The organism is Microbacterium sp. ARD31 (assembly GCF_031844425.1).
In genome coordinates, this window is record NZ_JAUZVE010000002.1 from 683,190 (window position 1) to 704,908 (window position 21,719).

General features: G+C 71.2%; 21 protein-coding genes. 9 read left to right on the forward strand and 12 right to left on the reverse strand.

Going from position 1 to position 21,719, the window contains the following annotated elements; translation table 11 throughout:
• The first annotated feature begins 56 nt into the window (after positions 1-56).
• Positions 57-1,496 (forward strand): potassium transporter TrkG, encoded by a 1,440-nt coding sequence (locus Q9S36_RS09980; RefSeq protein ID WP_311284977.1) that lies wholly within the window; start codon positions 57-59, stop codon positions 1,494-1,496.
• Entirely contained in the window at positions 1,489-2,160 is a 672-nt protein-coding gene (locus tag Q9S36_RS09985; RefSeq protein WP_251451377.1) for a TrkA family potassium uptake protein, read from the forward strand. The genes Q9S36_RS09980 and Q9S36_RS09985 overlap by 8 nt, the downstream gene beginning before the upstream one ends.
• A gap of 3 nt (positions 2,161-2,163) precedes the next feature.
• Here the strand turns inward: Q9S36_RS09985 and Q9S36_RS09990 are convergent, their stop codons facing one another.
• The 3 genes from Q9S36_RS09990 to proC form a co-directional block, all read right to left on the reverse strand.
• Complete coding sequence (locus Q9S36_RS09990) at positions 2,164-2,859, reverse strand: TrkA family potassium uptake protein (protein ID WP_311284978.1); 696 nt, start codon at positions 2,857-2,859, stop codon at positions 2,164-2,166.
• Positions 2,852-3,061, reverse strand: a complete 210-nt coding sequence (locus Q9S36_RS09995) for a hypothetical protein (protein ID WP_311284979.1) — start codon at positions 3,059-3,061, stop codon at positions 2,852-2,854. The genes Q9S36_RS09990 and Q9S36_RS09995 overlap by 8 nt, the downstream gene beginning before the upstream one ends.
• 101 nt (positions 3,062-3,162) lie before the next feature.
• Positions 3,163-4,002, reverse strand: coding sequence for a pyrroline-5-carboxylate reductase (proC, locus tag Q9S36_RS10000; RefSeq protein ID WP_311284980.1), 840 nt, complete (start codon positions 4,000-4,002; stop codon positions 3,163-3,165).
• Positions 4,003-4,116: 114 nt separating this feature from the next.
• Here proC and Q9S36_RS10005 point away from each other — a divergent pair, with 114 nt between their 5' ends.
• The 3 genes from Q9S36_RS10005 to Q9S36_RS10015 are packed head-to-tail and all read left to right on the forward strand — an operon-like array spanning position 4,117 to position 7,208.
• Positions 4,117-5,229 (forward strand): alpha/beta hydrolase, encoded by a 1,113-nt coding sequence (locus Q9S36_RS10005; RefSeq protein WP_311284981.1) that lies wholly within the window; start codon positions 4,117-4,119, stop codon positions 5,227-5,229.
• 48 nt (positions 5,230-5,277) lie between these two features.
• A complete protein-coding gene (locus Q9S36_RS10010; protein WP_311284982.1) occupies positions 5,278-6,243 on the forward strand; it encodes a cation diffusion facilitator family transporter in 966 nt (321 codons plus the stop codon).
• Positions 6,244-6,278: 35 nt separating this feature from the next.
• Positions 6,279-7,208: an LLM class F420-dependent oxidoreductase gene (locus Q9S36_RS10015; protein ID WP_311284983.1), complete on the forward strand. Its 930-nt coding sequence runs from the start codon at positions 6,279-6,281 to the stop codon at positions 7,206-7,208.
• A gap of 6 nt (positions 7,209-7,214) precedes the next feature.
• Here the strand turns inward: Q9S36_RS10015 and Q9S36_RS10020 are convergent, their stop codons facing one another.
• Positions 7,215-7,646, reverse strand: coding sequence for a nucleoside deaminase (locus Q9S36_RS10020; RefSeq protein ID WP_311285080.1), 432 nt, complete (start codon positions 7,644-7,646; stop codon positions 7,215-7,217).
• Positions 7,647-7,714: 68 nt separating this feature from the next.
• On the opposite strand from Q9S36_RS10020, the gene upp reads away from it, so the two are divergent.
• On the forward strand, positions 7,715-8,347 hold the full coding sequence (upp, locus tag Q9S36_RS10025; protein ID WP_251451387.1) for a uracil phosphoribosyltransferase: 633 nt from the start codon (positions 7,715-7,717) through the stop codon (positions 8,345-8,347).
• Here the strand turns inward: upp and Q9S36_RS10030 are convergent.
• The 4 genes from Q9S36_RS10030 to Q9S36_RS10045 all read right to left on the reverse strand — a co-directional run bounded on the left by Q9S36_RS10030 (position 8,332) and on the right by Q9S36_RS10045 (position 14,203).
• Positions 8,332-9,603, reverse strand: coding sequence for a type III PLP-dependent enzyme (locus Q9S36_RS10030; RefSeq protein WP_311284984.1), 1,272 nt, complete (start codon positions 9,601-9,603; stop codon positions 8,332-8,334). The two genes, upp and Q9S36_RS10030, sit on opposite strands and share 16 nt — an antisense overlap.
• Positions 9,600-10,133, reverse strand: a complete 534-nt coding sequence (locus tag Q9S36_RS10035; RefSeq protein ID WP_311284985.1) for a hypothetical protein — start codon at positions 10,131-10,133, stop codon at positions 9,600-9,602. The genes Q9S36_RS10030 and Q9S36_RS10035 overlap by 4 nt, the downstream gene beginning before the upstream one ends.
• Positions 10,134-10,308: 175 nt before the next feature.
• The gene (locus Q9S36_RS10040) at positions 10,309-10,632 is read right to left on the reverse strand and encodes a DUF3467 domain-containing protein (protein ID WP_311284986.1); all 324 of its coding nucleotides are present in this window, start codon (positions 10,630-10,632) and stop codon (positions 10,309-10,311) included.
• A gap of 25 nt (positions 10,633-10,657) precedes the next feature.
• On the reverse strand, positions 10,658-14,203 hold the full coding sequence (locus Q9S36_RS10045; RefSeq protein WP_311284987.1) for a TM0106 family RecB-like putative nuclease: 3,546 nt from the start codon (positions 14,201-14,203) through the stop codon (positions 10,658-10,660).
• A gap of 71 nt (positions 14,204-14,274) precedes the next feature.
• Between Q9S36_RS10045 and Q9S36_RS10050 the strand changes: the two genes are divergently transcribed.
• Positions 14,275-16,353, forward strand: coding sequence for an NAD(+) synthase (locus Q9S36_RS10050; RefSeq protein WP_311284988.1), 2,079 nt, complete (start codon positions 14,275-14,277; stop codon positions 16,351-16,353).
• Between the two features lie 3 nt (positions 16,354-16,356).
• Here the strand turns inward: Q9S36_RS10050 and Q9S36_RS10055 are convergent, their stop codons facing one another.
• The 4 genes from Q9S36_RS10055 to Q9S36_RS10070 all read right to left on the reverse strand — a co-directional run bounded on the left by Q9S36_RS10055 (position 16,357) and on the right by Q9S36_RS10070 (position 19,519).
• On the reverse strand, positions 16,357-16,959 hold the full coding sequence (locus Q9S36_RS10055) for a hypothetical protein (protein ID WP_311284989.1): 603 nt from the start codon (positions 16,957-16,959) through the stop codon (positions 16,357-16,359).
• 51 nt (positions 16,960-17,010) lie between these two features.
• Positions 17,011-17,589, reverse strand: a complete 579-nt coding sequence (locus Q9S36_RS10060; RefSeq protein WP_311284990.1) for a hypothetical protein — start codon at positions 17,587-17,589, stop codon at positions 17,011-17,013.
• A 164-nt stretch (positions 17,590-17,753) separates the two neighbouring features.
• Positions 17,754-18,224, reverse strand: a complete 471-nt coding sequence (locus Q9S36_RS10065) for a hypothetical protein (protein ID WP_311284991.1) — start codon at positions 18,222-18,224, stop codon at positions 17,754-17,756.
• A gap of 113 nt (positions 18,225-18,337) precedes the next feature.
• The gene (locus tag Q9S36_RS10070) at positions 18,338-19,519 is read right to left on the reverse strand and encodes a hypothetical protein (RefSeq protein WP_311284992.1); all 1,182 of its coding nucleotides are present in this window, start codon (positions 19,517-19,519) and stop codon (positions 18,338-18,340) included.
• Between the two features lie 91 nt (positions 19,520-19,610).
• On the opposite strand from Q9S36_RS10070, the gene Q9S36_RS10075 reads away from it, so the two are divergent.
• The gene (locus Q9S36_RS10075) at positions 19,611-21,065 is read left to right on the forward strand and encodes a HAMP domain-containing sensor histidine kinase (protein WP_311284993.1); all 1,455 of its coding nucleotides are present in this window, start codon (positions 19,611-19,613) and stop codon (positions 21,063-21,065) included.
• Positions 21,066-21,135: 70 nt separating this feature from the next.
• Complete coding sequence (locus Q9S36_RS10080; protein ID WP_311284994.1) at positions 21,136-21,705, forward strand: response regulator transcription factor; 570 nt, start codon at positions 21,136-21,138, stop codon at positions 21,703-21,705.
• Positions 21,706-21,719: the final 14 nt, after the last annotated feature.

Consider the following 21,719-nt stretch of genomic DNA (forward strand, 5'->3'; position numbering starts at 1 on the left):
TCGGGCTCCCGCCGGAGTACCATGATGGCCGGAGTCCGGCGACAAGGGAGCGGTGAATGGCGACGAGCAGATCGTCGACGAGTCCGCGCCATTGGCGAACAGTCGTCCGATCGACCGGAGAGTTCTTCCGGGACTTCGCCACCTCCTCCCCCGCGCGCTTCGCGATCCTGATCTTCTCGACGCTGATCCTGATCTTCACCGCGCTGCTGTCGCTGCCGGCGGCTGCCGCCAGCGGACGACAGACACCCCTCGCCGACGCCCTGTTCACCGCCGTCTCGACGATCTGCGTCACCGGCCTCGTCACCGTCGACACCGCCACCCACTGGTCGCCCGTCGGCAAGACGATCATCTACATCGGCGTGAACATCGGCGGCATGGGCGTGCTGACGCTCGCCTCGATCCTCGGTCTGGTGATCTCCAAGCGCCTCGGGCTGCGGGCCAAGCTCATCGCGGCCGGCGACTCCAACCCGCTGCGCGTCCACGGCGGGCCCGTCAACGAGGGGCAGACTGTCCGGCTCGGCGAGGTCGGCCAGCTGCTGCGGACGGTGGCCCTGTCGACCCTCGTCATCGAAGCGGTCATCGCGCTGCTGCTCTACCCATCGCTGGTGTGGGCGGGGATCTCGCCGCTGGAGGCCCTGTGGGAGGCGCCCTTCTACTCGGCGATGGCGTTCACCAACACGGGCTTCACCCCGAACCCGGGCGGGCTCGAGCCGTTCGCCGACGACTACTTCCTCCTGACCGTGCTGATGGCGGGCGTGTTCCTCGGCAGCATCGGCTTCCCCGTCATCTACTCGCTGTCACGTCACGTGTGGCACGTCGGCCGGTGGTCGCTGCACACCAAGCTCACCCTCATCGCCACGGTCATCCTGTTCTTCGCGGGCGCGGGCGCCTTCCTCGGACTGGAGTACAACAACCCCGGCACCTTCGGCTCGATGGATGCGTGGGACACCACGTTCCAGGCCTTCTTCCTCTCGGCGATGACCCGGTCGGGAGGCTTCTCGGTCGTCGACATCGGCGAGCTCTACGGCTCGTCGCTCGTCGTGGGCTCGATGCTCATGTTCGTGGGAGGCGGCTCGGCGTCCACCGCCGGCGGCATCAAGGTCACGACGCTCGCCGTCCTCGCCCTGGCCGTCTGGTCCGAGGCGAAGGGCCGCACGTCGGTCGAGGCGTTCGGCCGCCGCATCCCGAGCGACGTCCAGCGCGTCGCCCTCTCGGTCGTCGCGTGGGGCGCCACCATCGTCGCCCTGTCGACGATCACGATCGCGCAGCTGACGAAGGCTCCGATCGCCGACGTGCTCTTCGACGTCATCTCGGCCTTCGGGACCGTGGGACTGTCGACCGGCCTCACCGAGGCGCTACCGGACCACGCCGTCTACGTCATGGCCGCGACGATCTTCATGGGCCGCATTGGTACAGTGACACTCGCCGCGGCCGTGGCCGCGACGTCCCGTTCGCAGCACTACTCGCTGCCCGTCGAGAGGCCCATCGTTGGTTGAGCGGATCCGCAGCGACGCACCCGTCCTGGTCATCGGGCTGGGGCGCTTCGGCGCCGCCTGCGCCGGCGAGCTCGACCGACTCGATCGCGAGGTCCTCGCGATCGACGAGAGCCTGGACCTGGTGCAGAAGTGGTCGGAGCGGGTCACGCACACCGTGCAGGCCGATGCGAAGAACATCGAGGCACTCAAGCAGGTCGGGGCCCAGGACTTCCAGGTCGCCGTGGTCGCCGTCGGCTCGTCGATCGAGGCGTCGGTGCTCATCACCGCCAACCTCGTCGACCTCAAGGTCCCGCAGATCTGGGCGAAGGCGGTCTCGCAGTCGCACGGCAAGATCCTGGCGCGGGTGGGCGCCAACCACGTCATCTACCCCGAGCGCGAGGCCGGCGAACGCGTCGCCCACCTCGTGAGCGGGCGCATGCTGGACTTCATCCGCTTCGACGACGATTTCGTCCTGGCCAAGATGTATCCGCCGAAGTTCATCCGCGGCGTGGGTCTGAACGAGTCGGGCGTGCGGTCGAAGTACAACGTCACCGTGGTGGGCGTGAAGAGCCCCGGCAAGCCGTTCCGCTATGCCGAGGCGGCGACCGTCGTCACCAACCACGACCTCATCATCGTGTCGGGTACGAACTCCGACATCGAGCGCTTCGCCGCCCTCGACCGCTGAGGCTCAGCGCAGCTGCGCGAACGCCTCGACACTCGCGGTCGGGCCGACGATGAGGATCCTGTCGCCTTCCGAGAGGACGGTGCTGTTGTCGGCGTTGTGCCAGCCGGCCCGCCCGGAGGCGACCGCCGCGACCGTGATCCCGTGCTTCTGGCGGATGGCGGTCTGACCGAGCGGGATGCCGCGCACCGAGCTCGGCGCCGTGATCTTGGCCAGTGAGTACCCCCGCTCGATCTCGAGGTAGTCCAGCGCGGCACCGCGGACGAGGTGGGCGACCCTGCGGCCCATCGTGCGCTCGGGATAGATGACGTGGTGGACCCCCAGCTGCTCGAGGATGCGCCCGTGCTGCTCGTTCTCGGCCTTGGCCCAGATGATCGGCACCTTCAGCTGCAGCAGGAGGGACGCGGTGAGGATCGAGGCCTGGACGTCGTGTCCGATGGCCACGACCACCCGATCGAACTGGTCCACCGCCAGTTGGCGCAGGACCTCCTCCTTCGTCGAGTCGCCGCGGACCACCTGGGTCAGCACACCGTTGAAGGACTGGACCAGGTCCTCGTCGCGATCGATGCCGAGGACCTCGGTCCCCGAGGACATGAGCTCCTCCGCCAGCGCGCTTCCGAAGCGCCCGAGGCCGATGACCGCCACCGAGTCCGCCTCGGCGATGCGGCGGGACGTGTCGGAGAAGAGCGAGAACTTAGCCAATGACGGGCCTTTCTTTCGGGAGCATGAGCGCCACGGCCGCGACCATCACGGCCGCGATGGCCATCAGCACCACGGCGATCGCCTGGCGGTGCACCGCACGCGAGAGCCGCTTGTCGAAGACGTTGACGGCTCCCTCGCCGCGCAGCTCGGTCACGAGGATGAAGTACAGCACGGCGAAGGTGGTGACCTTGAAGGACGACACCGAGTGGAACAGCGCGGCCGGTGACGACCGCTTGGGCGGGGTGGAGCCGCAGCACGCGGCGCCGCCGCGTGCGCGCGAAGAGCGGGTGCCGTCGGGTGCCGTCAGCCGGCTGCGAGCTCCCTCGCGCGCGCCAGCGCGGCATCCGTCGCGCGACCGAACACCTCATCCAGGTGCGCGTCCTGCAGCACGGCGATCGCCCGCTCGGTGGTGCCCTTGGGGCTCGTCACGCGGCGGCGCAGTTCGGCCGGGTCCTCTCCGGATGCCGCCAGCAGCGCTGCGGCACCGATGAAGGTCTGCTCCGCCATGAGACGGGCGTCGTCCGGGGCGAATCCCTTCGCGCTCGCCGCGCGCGTCAGCTCCTCGATCAGCAGGAACACATAGGCCGGACCGGATCCCGAGATGGTCGACAGCGCGTCGATCTGCGATTCGGGAACCTCGATGACGGCGCCCACGGTCTCGAACAGCTGCCGCACGAGCGCCATCGCGGCCGTGTCTGCGCGGCTGCCGGCGGCGATGCCGGTGACCGCCTGACGCACGACGGCGGGGGTGTTCGGCATCGAGCGGACGACGACGGCATCCGGGCCGAGGATCCGCTCGAACGTGGCGATGGTCACCCCGGCGGCCAGACTCACCACGACTGCTCCCGGCCGCAGCGCCGGAGTGATCTCGCGAAGAAGATCCGGAACCATGGCGGGCTTCACGCCGATGAGCACGATGCCGGCGTCGGCCACGGCGTCGGCGTTCCCCGACGGATGCCGCTCGAGCGCGACGCTCGTCACCCCGTCCAGGGCGGCGAGCTCGTCGGCCTTCGCCGCCGTGCGGTTGGTGACCGTGACGCCTGCCGGCGCCGCCCCCGAGGCGACGAGTCCCTGCAGGATCGCGCCTCCCATCGAGCCGGCGCCGAGGATCGCGATGCGGGGAAGAGAGGTGTCGTCGACCATGGCCACCATCCTACGAAGCAGACCCCTGAGCCTCGGTTCGGCGCCATTGCCCGGGTCTATAGTCGAGTCATCACCGGCGCCGTTGCCCTGGCGCGGAACCTGGAGGATGTGGCCATGACCTTGTTCGACGGCATCACGCAGCGAGTGATCGACACGCCCCGTCTCGGCGTGAACGTCCTCGAGCGCGAGGGCGACGACACCGCCACGCCGCCCGAGCGGACGGTCGTCTTCATCCACGGCAACGTCTCGTCGTCGCTGTTCTGGCAGGAGATCATGCAGGATCTCCCCTCGGACCTCCGCGTCCTGGCGATCGACCTGCGGGGCTTCGGCGGCACCGAGCACGCTCCCATCGACGCCACCCGGGGCGTGCGCGACTTCAGCGACGACGTCTTCGCCGCCCTCGAGGCGCTCGGCATCCCCGCCGCCCACCTGGTCGGCTGGTCGATGGGTGGCGGCGTCGTGATGCAGTACGCCCTCGACCACCCCGTGCTGAGCATGACGCTGCAGGCTCCGGTCTCGCCCTACGGTTTCGGCGGGACGCGCCGGGACGGCACGCGCCTCACCGACGACGACGCCGGGTGCGGGGGCGGCGGCGCCAACCCCGACTTCGTCGAGCGGCTCAACGCCGGCGACACCACCGACGAGGCGCCGACCTCCCCCCGGAGCGTCTTCCGCTCGGGATACGTCTCATCCAGCTACACGACCGAGCACGAGGACGTCTGGGTCGCTTCGATGCTCTCCACCTCGACCGCCACCGGCAACTACCCCGGAGACGCGGTGCCATCGAAGAACTGGCCGGGCTTCGGCGCGGGCGGCATCGGCGTCCTCAACACGATGGCGCCCCGCTACTTCGACGTGTCGGGGATCGTCGACCTCGATGACAAGCCCCCGGTGCTGTGGATCCACGGCACCGCCGACGCGATCGTCTCGGACGCGTCGTTCTTCGACCTCAACCACCTCGGGGCCTTGCAGATCGTGCCCGGCTGGCCCGGCGCCGACATCGCGCCCGCTCAGGAGATGGTGTCTCAGACCCGCGACGTGCTCGAGGCGTACCGGGCAGCGGGCGGGAGTGTCACCGAGGTGGCGCTGGAAGGCGTCGGGCACTCGCCGCACCTCGAGCGTCCCGCCGAGTTCCGGCACGCCCTGCTCGAGCTCATCGGCTACATCGGTCACGCTCAGAACCCCGCGCCCCCGACCGAGGCCATCATTCTGCGCTCCGCCGACTGACCGTCAAGCCCCGCGTGCGCGGGAGGCGGCATCCCTAGACTCGACCGCATGAGTGCAACGGGCGGCGGCAAGGCGATCATCGCGGCGTTCCTGGCGAACCTGGGCATCGCTCTGGCGAAGTTCGTCGCGTGGTTCCTTTCGGGATCGGCGTCGATGCTGGCCGAGGCGATCCACTCCGTCGCCGACGCGGGCAACCAGCTGCTTCTGCTGCTGGGCGGTCGTCGCGCGAAGCAGAAGGCCGACCGCGATCACCCGTTCGGCTACGGCCGGGAGCGCTATGTGTACGCGTTCGTCGTCGCGATCATCCTCTTCTCGGTGGGCGGACTGTTCTCGATCTACGAGGGCATCGACAAGCTCACCCACCCGCACGAGATCACGAACGCGTGGGTTCCGATCGGGGTGCTGGTCGTGGCCATCGTCTTGGAGTCGTTCTCGCTGCGGACGGCGGTGCGCGAGAGCAATCTCGTGCGCGAGAAGGGCCAGTCCTGGGTGTCGTTCGTGCGCCGCGCCAAGGCGCCGGAGCTGCCGGTCGTCCTCCTCGAGGACATCGCCGCCCTCACCGGCCTCGTCTTCGCGCTCCTCGGCGTCGGACTCGCCGTCCTCACCGGCGATCCGCTCTTCGACGCGATCGGCACGCTGATGATCGGCACCCTGCTGATCCTCGTCGCCATCGCCCTGGGCATCGAGACGAAGAGCCTCCTCGTCGGCGAGGGCGCCACCGAGGGCGATCATCGACGCATCGTGGCCGCCATCGAGGACGGCCCGGAGGTGAGCCGCATCATCCACATCAAGACGCTGTACCTCGGTCCGGACGAGCTGATGGTCGCCGCGAAGGTCGCCTTGCCCCCGGACGCGGCGTTCGCCGAGGTCGCCGCCTGGATCGACGCCGTCGAGCGCCGCGTCCGCTCCGCCGTCCCCGCGGCCCGGGTCATCTACCTCGAGCCGGACGTGCACCGCGTCGGCGACGACCCCCGCCCCTCCACCGAGCAGTTCGTCATCCGGTCGGCGGACTGAGCGGCGAGCACGGGCCACGACGGAAGACGAGCGCAATGGAATACTGCATCTTCACCGAGCCTCAGCAGGGCGCGAGCTACGACGACCAGCTGGAGTTCGCCCGCACGGCCGAGCGCACCGGCTTCACCGGCTTCTTCCGCTCCGACCACTACCTGCGCATGGGCGACGGGGATCCGCTGCCCGGGCCCACCGACGCGTGGACCACCCTCGCCGGGCTGGCACGCGAGACCTCCCGCATCCGTCTCGGGACGCTCGTGTCGTCGGTGACGTACCGCGTGCCCGGGATCCTCGCCATCCAGGTCGCGCAGGTCGACGCCATGTCGGACGGGCGCGTCGAGCTCGGGCTGGGCACCGGCTGGTTCGAGCGCGAGCACCTCGCGTACGGCATCCCCTTCCCCTCCCGCCGTTTCGACCTGCTCGAGGAGCAGCTTCAGCTCATCACGGGACTGTGGTCGACGTCGCCGGATGACACGTACAGCTTCGAGGGCGCCCATTACCGATTGGATGCCGCGCCGGCGCTCCCGCAGCCCGTGCAGTCCCGCATCCCGGTCATCGTGGGCGGCGCCGGTCCACGACGCACCCCCGAGCTGGCCGCCCGGTTCGCCACCGAGTTCAACATCGGCTTCCAGCCCGAGCACGTCATCGCCGAGAAGTTCGCCGGCGTGCGGCGGGCGTGCGAGGAGGCGGGCCGCGATCCCTCGACGCTCAAGCTGTCGGTCGCCCTGCCCACGCTCGCCGGCGCGACCGCGGCCGAGCTCGACCGGCGTGCGGCCGCGATCAGACGCGAGGTCAGCGATCTCCGCAACGAGGTGAACATCGTCGGCGGCGCCGACGAGATCCGCGACAAGGTGGAGCGCCTGCGCGCTCTCGGCGCCGACCGCGTCTACCTGCAGCTCATGGATCTGCGGGATCCCGGTCAGGTGGCCTTCCTCGGCGAGGACGTTCTGGGCCTGACCGCCCGGTGACCTCGGTCAGCGGCGGTCGGCGAAGAAGTCCTTCAGCAGCTGGGTCGCCTCCTCGGCGCGCACCCCGCCGACCACCTCGGCGCGAACCGGCAGCCGGCGGTCGCGGACCACGTCGTACATCGACCCGACCGCTCCTGCCTTGTCGTCCCAGGCACCGAAGACCACGCGCGAGATGCGGGCCTGCAGCAGCGCTCCCGCGCACATGAGGCACGGCTCCAGGGTCACCACGAGGGTGCACCCCTCGAGGTTCCACGAGCCCGTCGCGGCGGCGGCCGCCCGGAGCGCGATGACCTCGGCGTGCGCCGTCGGGTCGTGGTGCGCCTCACGGAGGTTCCGTCCCTCGCCGATCGGCCGGCCCGCGGCATCCGCGACCACGGCCCCCACGGGCACGTCGCCCTCGGCACCTGCTTCGGCGGCGAGCTGCAGAGCGCGCTCCATCGCGCGCGCGTCCGCCGGGTCGATGCTCACCTCACGAGCGTAGGACGCCAGCGACTACTCTGGGACCTATGCGCCTGCACGTCGCCGACCACCCCCTCATCACCCACAAGCTCACGGTGCTGCGCGACCAGCGCACAACCTCGCCGGTCTTCCGCCAGCTCACCGAGGAGCTCGTCACCCTCCTCGCCTACGAGGCCACGCGTTCGGTGCGGGTATCGCCGATCCGGATCCAGACCCCGGTGACCGAGACCACGGGGGTCAAGATCAGCGAGCCGCGGCCCCTCGTCGTCCCCATCCTGCGGGCGGGGCTCGGCATGCTCGAGGGAATGGTGAAGCTGATCCCCACCGCCGAGGTCGGATTCCTCGGGATGGTGCGCAACGAAGAGACGCTCGAGCCGTCGACCTACGCCGAGCGTCTTCCCGACGACCTGAGCGACCGGCAGTGCTTCGTGCTCGACCCGATGCTCGCCACCGGCGGATCGCTCGGGGCGGCGATCGACTTCCTGTTCGCCCGCGGCGCGCAGGACGTCACCGCCATCTGCCTGCTCGGCGCCCCCGAGGGCGTCGCCGCCATCGAGAAGCAGATCGGCGACCGCGACGTCACCCTCGTCCTCGGCGCGATGGACGAGCGCCTGAACGAAAAGGGCTACATCGTGCCCGGTCTCGGCGACGCCGGAGACCGGCTCTACGGCACCGTCTGAGGCTGCGGCCCGCCGACGCCGGACGTCGCCGCGGGGATCGCGACCTCGCCGGTGGCGGGCGCCTGCGACAGTACGGCGATCGATGTCAACGGGCGTCCGTTGAAACGGGTCGACGTGACGGCGGTGTACGCCCCCATCGCCGGGCTCGCCAGCGGATCGCCGACGCGCAGGTCCGGCAGCAGCATCTCGCGGGCGATGACGTCGGCCGAATCGCACGTGGGCCCCGCCAGCGTCGCCCATCGGTGGGTGGCCTGCTCGGCGTCGCCGTCGAGCTCCGTCACGGCGAAGACCAGCGGGTGCACGTCCTCGGCGACCACGTTCGAGTATGCGCCGTACACGCCGTCGTCGAGGTAGTACCAGCGCCCATCGGCCCGTTCGGCGATGCCCATCACGCTGGTCACGAGCGTCGCGGCCTCGGCGACGAGGATGCGTCCGGGCTCGGCCAGGATCGTGTAGCGCCCGCGCACACGTTCGAGCGAGGGGCGGATGCCGGAAGCGATGTCTTCGATGCCGGCGACGTCGCGGTCGTATCCGACGGGAAACCCGCCGCCGATGTCGAGGGTGTCGAAGCGGACGCTGAGCTGGCGCTCGAGGCGGGACATGAACGCGATCGTCTCGTCGACCGCGTGGACGAAGCGGTCCGGATCGTCGAGCTGACTGCCCACATGGAAGCTGAATCCGCCGACGCGGATGCCGCGACGACGCGCCTCGCGGACGAGCCGTTCGGCCTCGTGGAAACCCACGCCGAACTTGCTGGACAGGTCGCTCTTCGCGTGCGGATTGCGGTAGGCCAGGCGCACCAGAAGCCGGACGTCACGGGGCGCGCGAGAGAACTTCGCCAGTTCCGCGTCGTTGTCGACGACGAATGTGCGCACCCCGACGGCGAGCGCGTGCTCGATCTCAGCGGGCTTCTTGATCGGATGGGTGTGGATGATGCGCGCGGTGTCGACCGACCCGTCGACCAGCAGCGCGAGCTCCTCGCTCGTCGCGACGTCGAATCCGCACCCCGCCCGGTCGAGGACGGCGAGGGCGGCGGGATGATCGAGCGCCTTGACGGCGTAGTGGAAGCGGACGAAGGGAAGCGCGTCACGCAGCCGACGGAACTGCTGCTCGACCCGCGCGGTGTCCAGCAGCAGCAGCGGCGTCCCGTGGATGGCGAGAGCGGCCTGTGCGGCATCCGTCGCCAGCAGCGCGGCGACCTCGGCGCGGCGCCGTGCGATCAGGTCGGACGGGCGCGGCAGCGGCGACGTGCTCATGATGCGTCCTCCTGCAGCGTGACGGGGACGGCGGCGCTGAGAGCGCGCAGTCCGGTGCGTTCCGTGAGGGTGAAGGCACCCGCGGCGGTGGCGTAGAAGACGGCGTCGGCGACGACTTTGCCCGCCAGCAGCCCCCAGACCGGGTCGGGGAGCAGCCAGACGCCGAGGGCCAGGGCGACGGGACGCACGACGAGGGTGTCGAGGACCTCGGCCACTCCGCATTCCGCCGCCAGCAGCAGCCCGGTGCGGGCGACCGCGGCGCGCACCGAGGGCGCTGTCCGTGCCTGCTCCGCGTAGACGGTGACGGCGAGCACCAGATAGAACCCGAGGATCTCGCCGACGAGTGCCGCGAGGGCGATGATCGGGGCCGAGGCGGTGAGGCCGGTCACCGCGACGCCGGCGATGATCATGCCGACGGTCCCGGCGATCTCTGCCGGCAGGTAGCGGCGGACCCAGAAGCCGATCCCGCGGCGGGGCCGGGACGGATCAGCGACACCGCCGGCGTCCTCGAGGTGGTCGATGCTGCTCATCGCGCACTCTCCCTTCCCTGGGAGAGAGGCGGGAAGGCGGGCGCAGATACACGGGAGACGGTGCGGCGCCCGCCCCTCGCCGAACGAGCACCGCACCCGCGTCGGTACGACGCTCGGCAAGATTACGTGCGGCCGTTCACACCGCACACGGGGTTGACACAGCCTGAGGAGGGGACTACTCCTCGTCGAGCGGCGTGCGGGGAGGAGTGCGGCGACCCGTCTCGCGCTCCCAGAACTCCAGCTGCTGGGTGAGGGCCTTCGCGAGCTCGAACACCTGCTCGGGCGGGATGCGGATCCGGCTGACCACGCGTGCGGGGACGAGCGTGCGGTGCTCACCCGTCTCGGGATCGATGTGCTCGGATGGCGGCTTCGCGAGGGTGAGGAAGTCCATCACGAACACGGTCGGGGTGTGCCACACGTTCGCGAAGTCGGCGTACGCCCCGCCGATGAGCTCCGGCGGCAGGTCGATCTCGAATTGGCGTGGCGCCTCGTCGGCCATTGTTCCTCCTCGGTTGTGCGGGAGTCTACGCACCGACCAGGCGTGCGAAGGCGCTGAGCCTGGCGACACCCTCGGGGGTGCGGGGCAGATCGTCGAGCAGCCCCGGCGAGTAGACCAGGTAGGCGGTGTGCTCGGCCCGCGAGATCGCGACGTTGAGCCGGTTGCGCAGCAGCAGGAACTCAAGCCCGCGTGGTGCGTCCCTGCCGGACGATGCGGCGAGGGACACGATCGCCACCGCCGCCTCCTGTCCCTGGAACCGGTCGACGGTGCCGACGCGCACGTCGCCGTATCCGGCCTCGGTGAGCGCGGCTTCCACCTCCATCTGCTGCGCGTTGTACGGCGTGACGACGATGAGGTCTTCCTGGGCGAGGGGGCGGGGTGCGACGGGGACCGGTGAGCCGGATTCGTCGACCTCGACGTCATGCCACGGACGCCCGAGAAGGTCCCGGACGAGCGAGACCACCGCGGCGGCCTCCTCCGGCGCGTGCGTCGAACGCCCGCGGTGACGGATCGGGACCGGGTGCAATCCCGCGGTCGCGCCCTCGATCCGGCGCAGGGCCGTGCCGGGGTGCGCACGCAGCTCTCCGCCGTACGACAGCCTCGACACCGGACGAGCGACGTCGGGGTGCATTCGCCACGTGCGCGCGAGGAAGTGGCCGCGCTCGGGCGGGATGACGTCCTCGCCGTCCATCACCCACGCCAGAGCCGAGGTGTCCACGGGTTCGGGATGGGTTCCCTGACTGACCTGCGGCAGCTGCTGGGGATCGCCCAGCAGCAGCAGGCGCGTCGCGGACAGCGACACCGCCACCGTCGAGGCGAGCGAGAACTGCCCGGCCTCGTCGATGACGAGCAGGTCCAGGCTTCCGCGCGGGATGCGCGCTTCGTGGCTGAAGTCCCACGCCGTGCCTCCCACGACGAAGCCCTCGGGGTGCTCGGCGGTGAAAGCGGCCACCCCGTTCTTGGGGATGGCCGTGAACGCCACCGCGGCGGCGGTCGCGGCATCCTTGGGCGCCTTGGCGACCTGCTGCGGGGCGACGCCGGCGGCGACGATGCGGTCGAGCATGTGCTCCACGACCGCGTGCGACTGCGCGACCACGCCCACTTTGAAACCGTGCTCGTTGACCAGGCGGGCGACCACGTGCGAGCCGACGTACGTCTTGCCGGTGCCGGGCGGGCCCTGCACCGCCAGGTAGCTGCGATCGAGGTCGCGCACCGCCTCGACGATCGCCGCGACGTCGTCACCTGCGGCGGCGACCACGGGACCGCCCGGGGCCAGACCGGTCCGTCGCGGCGTGCGACGGCACAGGATGTCGGTCGCGGGGTCTTCGGGGAGGGTGTCGCCGCCCGCGATCACGGCGTCCGCCCATGCGTCGATGGCGGCCTGCTGATTGCCCGCGCGCGGGGGTGCAGCCGGGGTGAGGGCGAGGGGGAGATCGGTCCACGTCATGCCGTCGACAGCCGTCTCCTCGATCACCGCGCCGTCGTCGAGAACCTCGCGGACGGCCACCGACCGGTAGGCGTGGATCCACCGCGGATCGGCCTCGAACGGGAACGGAGCGGGGAGCTCGTACAGCGCGAACGGCGATGCACCCTCGCTCAGACGGGTGCCGGGCGCGAGCTCGCCGCGGATCTCGACGATGCGCCGCATCCCCCCGCGCCCGCTCTCGGGCAGGTGCCAGTCCTCGACGACACGCGATCGCGCGGCTTCGACCGTCACGACGTCGCGGGTCTCCTCCCACAGCGACAGGGGCTCGCGCAGCCGCAGGAAATGCGTCGCCCAGAACGACTTGGCCTCGCGCGGGTAGTAGTCGATCGCCGCCGCACCCAGGCGCAGGCAGCGCGCCTCGGGCGCGTCGTCGGGATGCCCGGTCGCGAGCGCCGCGAGCTGAAGTGCTCGGGGCGACGGCTCGTACGACGCATCGTCGGGAACGGGGTTCGGCGAGGGCCGCAGCCCCGCCTCGCGAGCGCGGTCGACCAGCCAATCCCGCAGTCGCCGCGTCGAGACGCAGTCGTAGCGGTTGTAGTCGGCCAGGTCGTCGAGGATGCGCTGCGCGTCGTCGGCGCGGCCGTCTTCGGCCAGCGCACGGGCCTCGACGTACCGCACGATGGAGTCGTCGCCCTTCTGCACGTCGCTCGTACGCACCTCGGCGCCCATGTAGAGGGGCTCGAGCTTCTTGATCGAGTAGGACCGCGAGCCGACCCGCAGCGCGCGACGCACGATCGGATACAGGTCGACGAAGACGCCGTCGCGCAACAGGCGGTCCACATCGGCTTCGCGGACGCCGTAACGGGCAGCCATCGCCAGCAGGTGCGTCGGCTCGTACGGCGCGTAGTGGTAGATGTGCATTCCCGGATGCTGCTCCCGACGCAGCGCGACGATGTCGAGGAAGGCCTCGAGGGCCGCCTTCTCATCGGTGAAGGAATGAGCCCACAGGGCGCTGTACTGCTCACGGGTGTCGACCCAGCCGAACAGATAGTCGATCCCCCACCGGGTCTCGGCACCGGCGGCCGGCGGCTCGGTGTACAGCGGATCGCCCTCGAAGTCGAAGAAGAGGTCGCCGTGATCCGGCCGGGGAAGAGCGCCCAGCGCGGTCGGAGCGACGACGTCGAACGTCGGCACCGGGGGCTCGGCCGCGTCGTCGGCGCCGGGATCGGGAGGCACGGGGATGCCCGCCGGACTCTCGAGCTGCAGCCGGGCCTGGGTGCGCAGCATCGTGAACGTGTCGTGGTTCATGCCCGCGGGGCCCGTCGTCGCGGCTGCCAGGTCGTCGATGGTCTCGACTCCGGCGCGGCGTAGCCGCTCGCGCTGCGTGGGCCGGATGCCGGCGACCAGCAGCAGGTCGCGGTGCGCGGTGACCTCGAGGTCGCACGTGGCGCAGCGACCGCAGGCGACGACGGCGAGATCGCCGCGATCGTCTCCCCACGCGATCGCCGGGCCGCCGGAGCGCAGGTCCAGCCGCCGATCCGCGATGAGCGCGTGCAGGCGGGCTCGGCGCAGCGCGAATACGGGCATGAGGTCGTCGACGCGATGGGTGCTCAGACTGCCGTCCCCGAGGAGGAGCTCGACGCGATCCGAGCGGGGGACGCCGGACAGGTCGAGCTGATCGACGTATGCCGCGAGCTGCATGAGGGCGGTCACGCGGGCGTGCCGGGCGAGCTTGGTGTCCTGCACGATCCAGCGACCGGACTCGTCACGCACGAGGAAATCGGCGAAGCCGACGAACCCTTCGGTCGCGAACGCCGCCTGGTACACGACGTCGGCGTCCGAGTCGAGCGCCTCGCGCGTGAGCTCCACGGCGCGGGTCATGCCCGCGGCATCCGATGAACGCGTCTCGGGCACCTCGACGACGCCGGCGCCGTAGCGCCGCACATAGTCGGCCAGCACGCGGCGTTCGTGGACCAGGCCGAGACGACCGGCGCGCTCCAGCGTGGCGTCCTCGGGCTCCTCCACGGCCGCGACCCGGTCGAGCTTGGCGTCGATCGCGCGCAGCCACGCGAACTCGCATTCCGCGGCGGCCTTGAGGTCGCTGGCGCTCCAGACGAGCCGGCCCTCTTCAGGTATGTAGCGCATGCCTCCCCTTCCTCAACGACAGTAGCCGCCGCATCCGACACCGCCCGGCCGGCACCTGACAGACTGGGCGCATGAGGACGACCCCGGAGTTCGACAACGTCTACCGGCACGGATTCGCGCGGATCGCCGCGTGCACTCTGCCCGTGACCATCGCCGACCCGGCCGCGAACGCGGACGCCGTGCTCGCCGCCGCGCGGGTGTGCCACGACGACGCGGTCGCCGTCGCGGTCTTCCCGGAACTGTGCCTGACCGGGTACGCGATCGAGGACCTCGTGCTGCAGGATCCGGTGCTCGACGCGGTCGAGTCGGCCATCGAGAGACTGGTCGCGGCGTCCGAGGACCTGCTGCCGATGCTCGTGGTGGGAGCCCCCCTCCGCCATCGCAACCGCCTCTACAACTGCGCCGTCGTCATCCATCGCGGCGAACTGCTGGGCGTCGCCCCGAAGTCCTATCTCCCCACCTATCGGGAGTTCTACGAGCGCCGCTGGTACGCACCGGGCGATGACCGGTCCGGTGAGGACATCCGCGTCGGCGATCTCGAGGCGCCGTTCGGGCCCGACCTGCTCTTCGAAGCGCTCGACGTGCCGGGCCTGGTCGTCCACGCCGAGGTGTGCGAGGACATGTGGGTCCCCATCCCCCCGTCCTCCCGCGCGGCTCTGGCAGGAGCCACCGTGCTGCTGAATCTCAGCGGGAGCCCCATCACCATCGCGCGGGCGGACGACCGGACGCACCTGTGCCATGCGCAGTCGCTGCGCTGCCTCGCCGCCTACGCGTACGCGGCCGCCGGCGCGGGCGAGTCCACCAACGACGTGTCGTGGGACGGCCAGACGATGATCTACGAGGCGGGCAACCTGCTGGCCTCGACCGAGCGCTTCCCCGAGCACCCGCTGATGTCGGTCGCCGATGTCGACCTGGATCGCCTGCGTCAGGACCGGCTGCGGCAGGGGACCTTCGACGACAACCGGCGCACCGACCCGAGCGCCTTCCGCACCGTGCACTTCGCGGTGGAGCCGCCCACGTCGGATGTCGGACTGCGCCGCAGCCTCGACCGCTTCCCTTTCGTGCCGGACGATCCGGCGCGGCTGGCGCAGGACTGCTACGAGGCGTTCAACATTCAGGTGTCGGGGCTCGTGCAGCGACTGCGCGCCATCGGCGGCCCGAAGCCCGTGATCGGAGTGAGCGGGGGCCTCGATTCGACCCACGCCCTGCTCGTCATCGCCCGTGCGATGGACCGGCTGGGGCGTCCGCGCAGCGACATCCTCGCGTACACGATGCCGGGGTTCGCCACCAGCGACCACACGAAGTCCAACGCGATCGCGATCGCGGAGGCGGTCGGGGCGACGATCGAGACGATCGACATCCGCCCCGCCGCCACCGAGATCCTCCGCGGCATCGACCATCCGTTCTCGGACGGCGAGCCGGTGCACGACATCACCTTCGAGAACGTGCAGGCCGGGATCCGCACCGATTTCCTGTTCCGTCTCGCCAATCACAACGGCGGCCTGGTGATCGGCACCTCCGACATGTCCGAGCTCGCCCTCGGCTGGGCGACGTACGGCGTGGGCGACCACATGAGCCACTACGCCGTCAACACCGGCGTGCCCAAGACGCTCATACAGCACCTGATCCGGTGGGTCATCAGCCATCGCGAGGGCGGCGAGGGTTCGACCCAGCTGTCCGAGCGCGCGCGCGAGGTGCTGCAGTCGGTGCTCGACACCGAGATCTCGCCCGAACTGGTGCCCGTCGGCGAGGACGGCGAGATCCAGTCCACCGAGGACCGCCTCGGTCCGTACGCCCTGCACGACTTCACGCTCTTCCACGTGCTGCGCTACGGGATGCGGCCGTCGAAGATCGCCTTCCTCGCCGCCCATGCGTGGCGTGACCAGGATGCCGGCGCGTGGCCGCCCGGATTCCCCGCCGACGACCGCTACGCGTACGACCTGCCGACCGTCGTCCGCTGGCTGCAGGTCTTCCTGAAACGCTATTTCGCCTTCGCCCAGTTCAAGCGCTCCGCGATCCCGAACGGCCCGAAGGTGACCGCCGCGGGTTCGTTGTCGCCGCGCGGTGATTGGCGCGCACCGTCGGACGGCAACGCCAACGCGTGGCTGGCCGAGCTGAAGGCCGCTTTCCCCGAGCTCGTCGAGGACTGAGCCTCAGCTCGTCGAAGCGGCTCCGCGCGGTCGCGCAGCGGTGTCGCGCACGCCTACGCGGTCGGGGATCTCGAACGCCAGGCCCGGCAGCCACGTCCCCGGATCGGGCCAGGGCCGCGACGAGGGCAGGCTGGTCAGCAGCCGCCGGATCGCCGTCGCGGTGCCGCTCGCGGGCGCGTCGACGGGCAGCACCCGACGCGGAGCGCGGTAGCCGAGGGCTCCGCACCACCAGTGGCGCCACGTCTCGTCGGCCGAGGACGCGTCCAGCACGACGTAGTAGTCGGGCATGATCGCCTCACCTGCGCCGAAGCGCGACAGCGCCGTCTCGATCTCGACATCGAGGGCGCCGAGCGTCGAGCGCTCCTCGTACAGCTCCACCCACGCCGCAGCGACGTGGATCAGGGGATCCGCGTCGTGCACGACCCACGGCGAGAGCGATGCCGCGATGCGACGGGCGCCGAGTGCCGGCTCGTCGTCGTGCAGGGCGAGGGTCTCGACGCCTGGTGTGCCCGAGAGTGCGTCGAGGGCGTCCGCGGCCCCGTCGCCGACGATCGCGACGACGGTTCCCGCGGGAGTGAACGGTGCTGCGGCTGCGGTGTACTCCATGCTCCAGCGTACGACCGCAGCCGTTTCGGGCGCATGACGTCCGACGGGGTGTCAGGCCGGGATCGCGCCGTACGCGAGGGTGATGATCCAGCCGTCCCGAGACAGGTCGGCCAGTCGGTACGAGACGCGACGATCGGGCACCCAGCCCTTCTTCAGCGGCGAGTCCAGGCGCACGTGGTCGGGCTTCACGCGGGCGCCGCGCCCGTCCGCCTCGAGCACCGCCTGCACCCGCGTCCAGTGCGCCAGCAGGGTCGGCACATCGGCTTCGTCCAGCAGGTGCGAGTGCCGCCGCATCTCGCGCAGCTGCCCGTCGTCCGGCGACGCGTCCCGCAGGTCGATCCCCAGTGGGACGGCCGGATCGGCGATCGCGACGACCGTGGCGCCGCGGAAGCTGGTGTTCTTGATCCGCACCGGCACCTCGGCCCCGTCGACCTCGGCGAACAGCTCGGTGTGGAATCCGAACTGCGCCGGCGACTCGCGCTCCACACGCACGGCTGCAGGCTCGACCCCGAGGTGGGAGGCCACGAGCTGCTTCGCCAGCATCCGCTTGCGATCGTGCTCGCTCATGCGGGGGTCCCAGCCCAGCCGCGCAGCGATTCCCGCCGGGGTGTCCAGCAGCACGGATTCCATGACGACCTCTTCCTGAACGCGGTTCCCGGATGCGGGGCGGTGCCCTCTCATCATGGCGAACCGCGCAGGTGCCCGGAACCACCCCGCGCCCGCGTCCCCGGGCGAACGCGCGAACGCGGGGCTCCGGGTGGGGGGGGGAATCCGGAGCCCCGCGCAAAGGTGCGTCAGTCCGAGCCGGCCGACGCGACCGAGCCGGCCGAGGCCGCCGAGGCCGCCGAAGCCGCGGACTGCGCCGACGGCGCGGACGCCGGCGAGTCCGCGGGCGCGGGAGCCGGGGCGGGGGCGGGAGCCGGCGCGGGCACCGGGGTGGCGGCGCTGACCGCCGAGACCGGCGACGGCCCGGAGGGCGCCGACGGCGGGGTGGCCGGGCTCGCGGGCGACGGGGCCGACGGCGTCGGGGTCGGCGAGGCCGACGAGACGACGGATGCCGAGGTGTCGGTCGTCGTCATCGTGACGCCCGCGCGGTCGAGCACGTTGCCCGATGGGCCGGTCACCGCGCCGCCGGGGACCACCTGGCCGTCCGTTGAGCGCAGGTTCATGTTGGCCGCCGCGGCGGCGGCGCCTCCGCCGATCACCACGAGGCCCACCGCGCCGGCGACTCCGTAGGCGACCCACTTCCGCTTCGTACCGTTCATGAGCTTCTCCTTCCGACTCCGCCGGGGCTCCGGGGGGATGATCGGCCCCGGCGGGATGCTTCCACTGTGCCGACGGCCGGTAAGACGCATCCAAGCCGGACGTGAGAGCCCTCTTAGCCGAACACTGCGGAGCGCCCGAGCCCGTGTGCCTCTGCCGCCGCGACGGTGTGCGCAGCGGCGAGGATGCGGGCGGCGCGCACGGGCGCCCCCGTCTCCCACGCCCCGAGGGCATGACCGAGGAGGTGGGCCACGGCGCGGGTGCGCGTGCCCGGTGCGGATGCCGCATCCCACCGCCGCGCGGCGGCGCGGGCCAGCTCCCACACGCGCTCGTCGCGGGGCGGCGGCGTCAGGATCGCGCTGGCGATCGCGTGCGCGAGGAACGCCCCCGTGTCGTCGGATGCCGCCCCGACGCCGGCGGTGTCGACGTCGATGACGGCGGCGATGGCCGCCGCGTCGTCCAGGAAGAGCTGTCCGAAGTGCAGATCGCCGTGGATCACGACCGGATCCCCCGACTCCCAGTCCCCGTCGACCGCCGCGACGGTGCGGGCCACCCCGGCGGCCAGCTCCCCCGGGAGCACGACCGACAGCCGGTCGGCGTACCACGCGAGTCGCCGGGTCATGTCGGTCCGGGCGGGCGACCGCAGCGCGGCACCCGCGATGCGTCGCCGCAGCCCGTCCACCTCGTCGAGCAGAGCATCCGGATCGATCGACCCGCCGGCGGCGCCGAGGGCGTCGGCCGCCGGAACGCCCCCGGCCTGATCGATGACGACGAGTCCGTCGTCCGACCACCCCCGCAGCGCGGGCTGCGGCACACCGGCCGCGGCGAGCGCACGATGGGCCTCGACGATCCGTTCCACGCGATCGGGCCGCACCACCTTCACCCACTGCCGTCCGCCCTCGGCGTCCACGCTGAGCACGGCGCGCCGGCCCGCACGGTAGGCGACGAGGCGCGGGGCACCGGTGGCGGTCACGCCCAGTCGCGCGAGGAGTGTGGCCGCGGCATCCGAGAACGCCACCGGCGCGAGCGCGGGCAGGTGGGGGTCGGCCGGGTGCAGCCACACGCGCGCTTCGGGGGCGGTGAGCTCGCCCAGCACGAGGCCGGTCTCTCTGTCCACCGCGCGCCCGGACGTGTCGACGAAGTACGTCAGCTCCTCGCCCGACTCGGCCAGCGTGAAGCCGGCGACCGACCCTTCGCCGGACGGCTCCCGCGAGAGCATGGTGACCGGAGCCTCGTCGCCGAGCTCCAGCACCTCGCGCAGCAGGAGTTCTTCACGAGAGCGGGTATCGGCAGGCATCCTCCGATCACACCACGACCCGGAGCCGGGACTGATGAGACCTCTCTTAGGGTCGCGTCGCGGAACCCGCCGCCGCGGACATACTGAGAACGTGACCGACCCGACTCCACGCCGCCTGCGGCCGCGCCCGCTGTCGGTGCGCACGCGGCTGATCGCGGTGATCACGGTGGTCTCGGCGATCGGGATGCTGGCGGTCGGGTTCGTGGTCTACCTGGAGGAGCGCGGGCGCATCCTGCGCCAGGTCGACTCCCTGCTCGAGGCGAATCTCGATTCGGCTCGCTTCCTCGTGGAGCAGGGTTCGCCCGACACCGGGAGGTGGGAGGACCCCGAGCAGGCGCTCGCGGCGGTCGTGCAGCGCGCCGCCCCCGACGACAACACCGGCGTCATCGGCCTCGTCGACGGGGACGCCGCCCTCGTGCCCGGAGTGCCGCTGGACGTCGACCTGCAGTCCGCCCCCGGCTTCGTCGCCCACGTCGTGGAGCAGGCCAACTCCGACGCGCCGATCATCGCCACCTACGCCGAGGACGACGTGACGTGGCGGTACCTCGCGACGCCGATCTCAGTGGCCGCAGCGCCCGACAGTCGTGCCGTCTTCGTGATCGCGTACGACATCGAGGCCGAGCTCGCCGAGATCAACACCGCCGCCCGTGTGTTCGCCATCGCCTCGGCGGTGACCATCCTGGTGACCGCGGCCGCGGCGGCGCTGGTGACCACCCGCCTGCTGCGGCCCCTGCGAGAGATGCGCGAGACCGCGGAGCGGGTCTCGGCGCAGTCGCTGTCGGACCGCCTCCCGGTGCACGGCCGCGACGACGTGTCGGAGCTCGCACAGACCATGAACGACATGCTCGACCGCCTCGACGGCGCGCTCGACTCCCAGCGACGGCTGCTCAGCGACGTCGGCCACGAGCTGAAGACGCCCCTGACGATCGTGCGCGGCTACCTCGAGGTCGTCGACCCCGACGACCCCGCCGACGTGCGCGAGACCCGCGAGCTGGCCGTCGACGAGCTCGAGCGCATGGCGGTGCTGGTGCAGGAGCTCGCCGGCGCCGCCGCCCTCCACGGCCCTTCCCCGGTGAAGCCCGAGCTGATCGACGTCGCCGACCTCGTGCGCCAGATCGTGCGCAAGGCGCAGGGCATCGATGGGGCGGATGCCGCGACCGGCGACCTGGTCGAGCGCGTCGTCGCGGTCGACCCGGCTCGCATCACCCAGGCGATGCTGCAGCTCGCGCAGAATGCGGTCACCCACGGCGACGGCCGCATGGTCATCTCGAGCGCCGTGCGCGACGGGGCCCTCGAACTGTCGGTGCGGGATTTCGGCCCCGGTGTTCCGGACGAGCTGAAGCCGTCGGTCTTCGACCGGTTCACGCGTGGACCGCGCAGCGAGGAGCAGGGCGGAACCGGTCTCGGGCTGAACATCGTGCAGCTCATCGCCCGCGCCCACGGCGGTCAGGCTCGTGTGGTGGACGCCCCCGGCGGTGGCGCGGACTTCGTGATCGCCGTTCCCCTCGTCACCGGACAAGGAGACCAGCCATGGCATCGATCCTGATCGCCGACGACGAGGCGCGCATCTCGGGCTTCATCGACAAGGGGCTGCGCGCGGCGGGTTCGCCACGCGCGTGACCACCACGGGTCCCGAGGCCCTCGAACTGGCGCTGAGCGACGAGTTCGACCTGCTCGTGCTGGATGTGAATCTTCCCGGCATGGACGGCTTCGCCGTGCTCGAGAACCTGCGAGGGTCGGGGTCGCGGATGCCGGTCATCATGCTGACCGCGCGTGTGGAGCTGCACGACACCGTCGCCGGGCTGGAAGGCGGAGCCGACGACTATCTCGGCAAGCCGTTCCGCTTCGACGAACTGGTCGCGCGCATCCGCCTGCGCATGCGCCGCGACGAGACCGCCGCCGGCACCGAGCTGCGCCACCGCGACCTGGTGCTCGACGTCCGCACCCGGCGCGCCCAGATCGGCGACGACGCCGTCGAGCTCTCGGCGCGGGAGTTCGCGCTCGCCGAGGAGCTCGTTCGTCATGCCGGACAGGTGCTCAGCCGCGAGCAGCTGCTGAGCCGCGTCTGGGGGTACGACTTCGACCCGGGATCGAACGTCGCCGATGTGTACATCGGCTATCTGCGGCAGAAGCTGGGATCCGGTCGGATCGAGACGGTCCGCGGCGTGGGGTACCGCCTGACCTGACGGCGGCGTCCCGG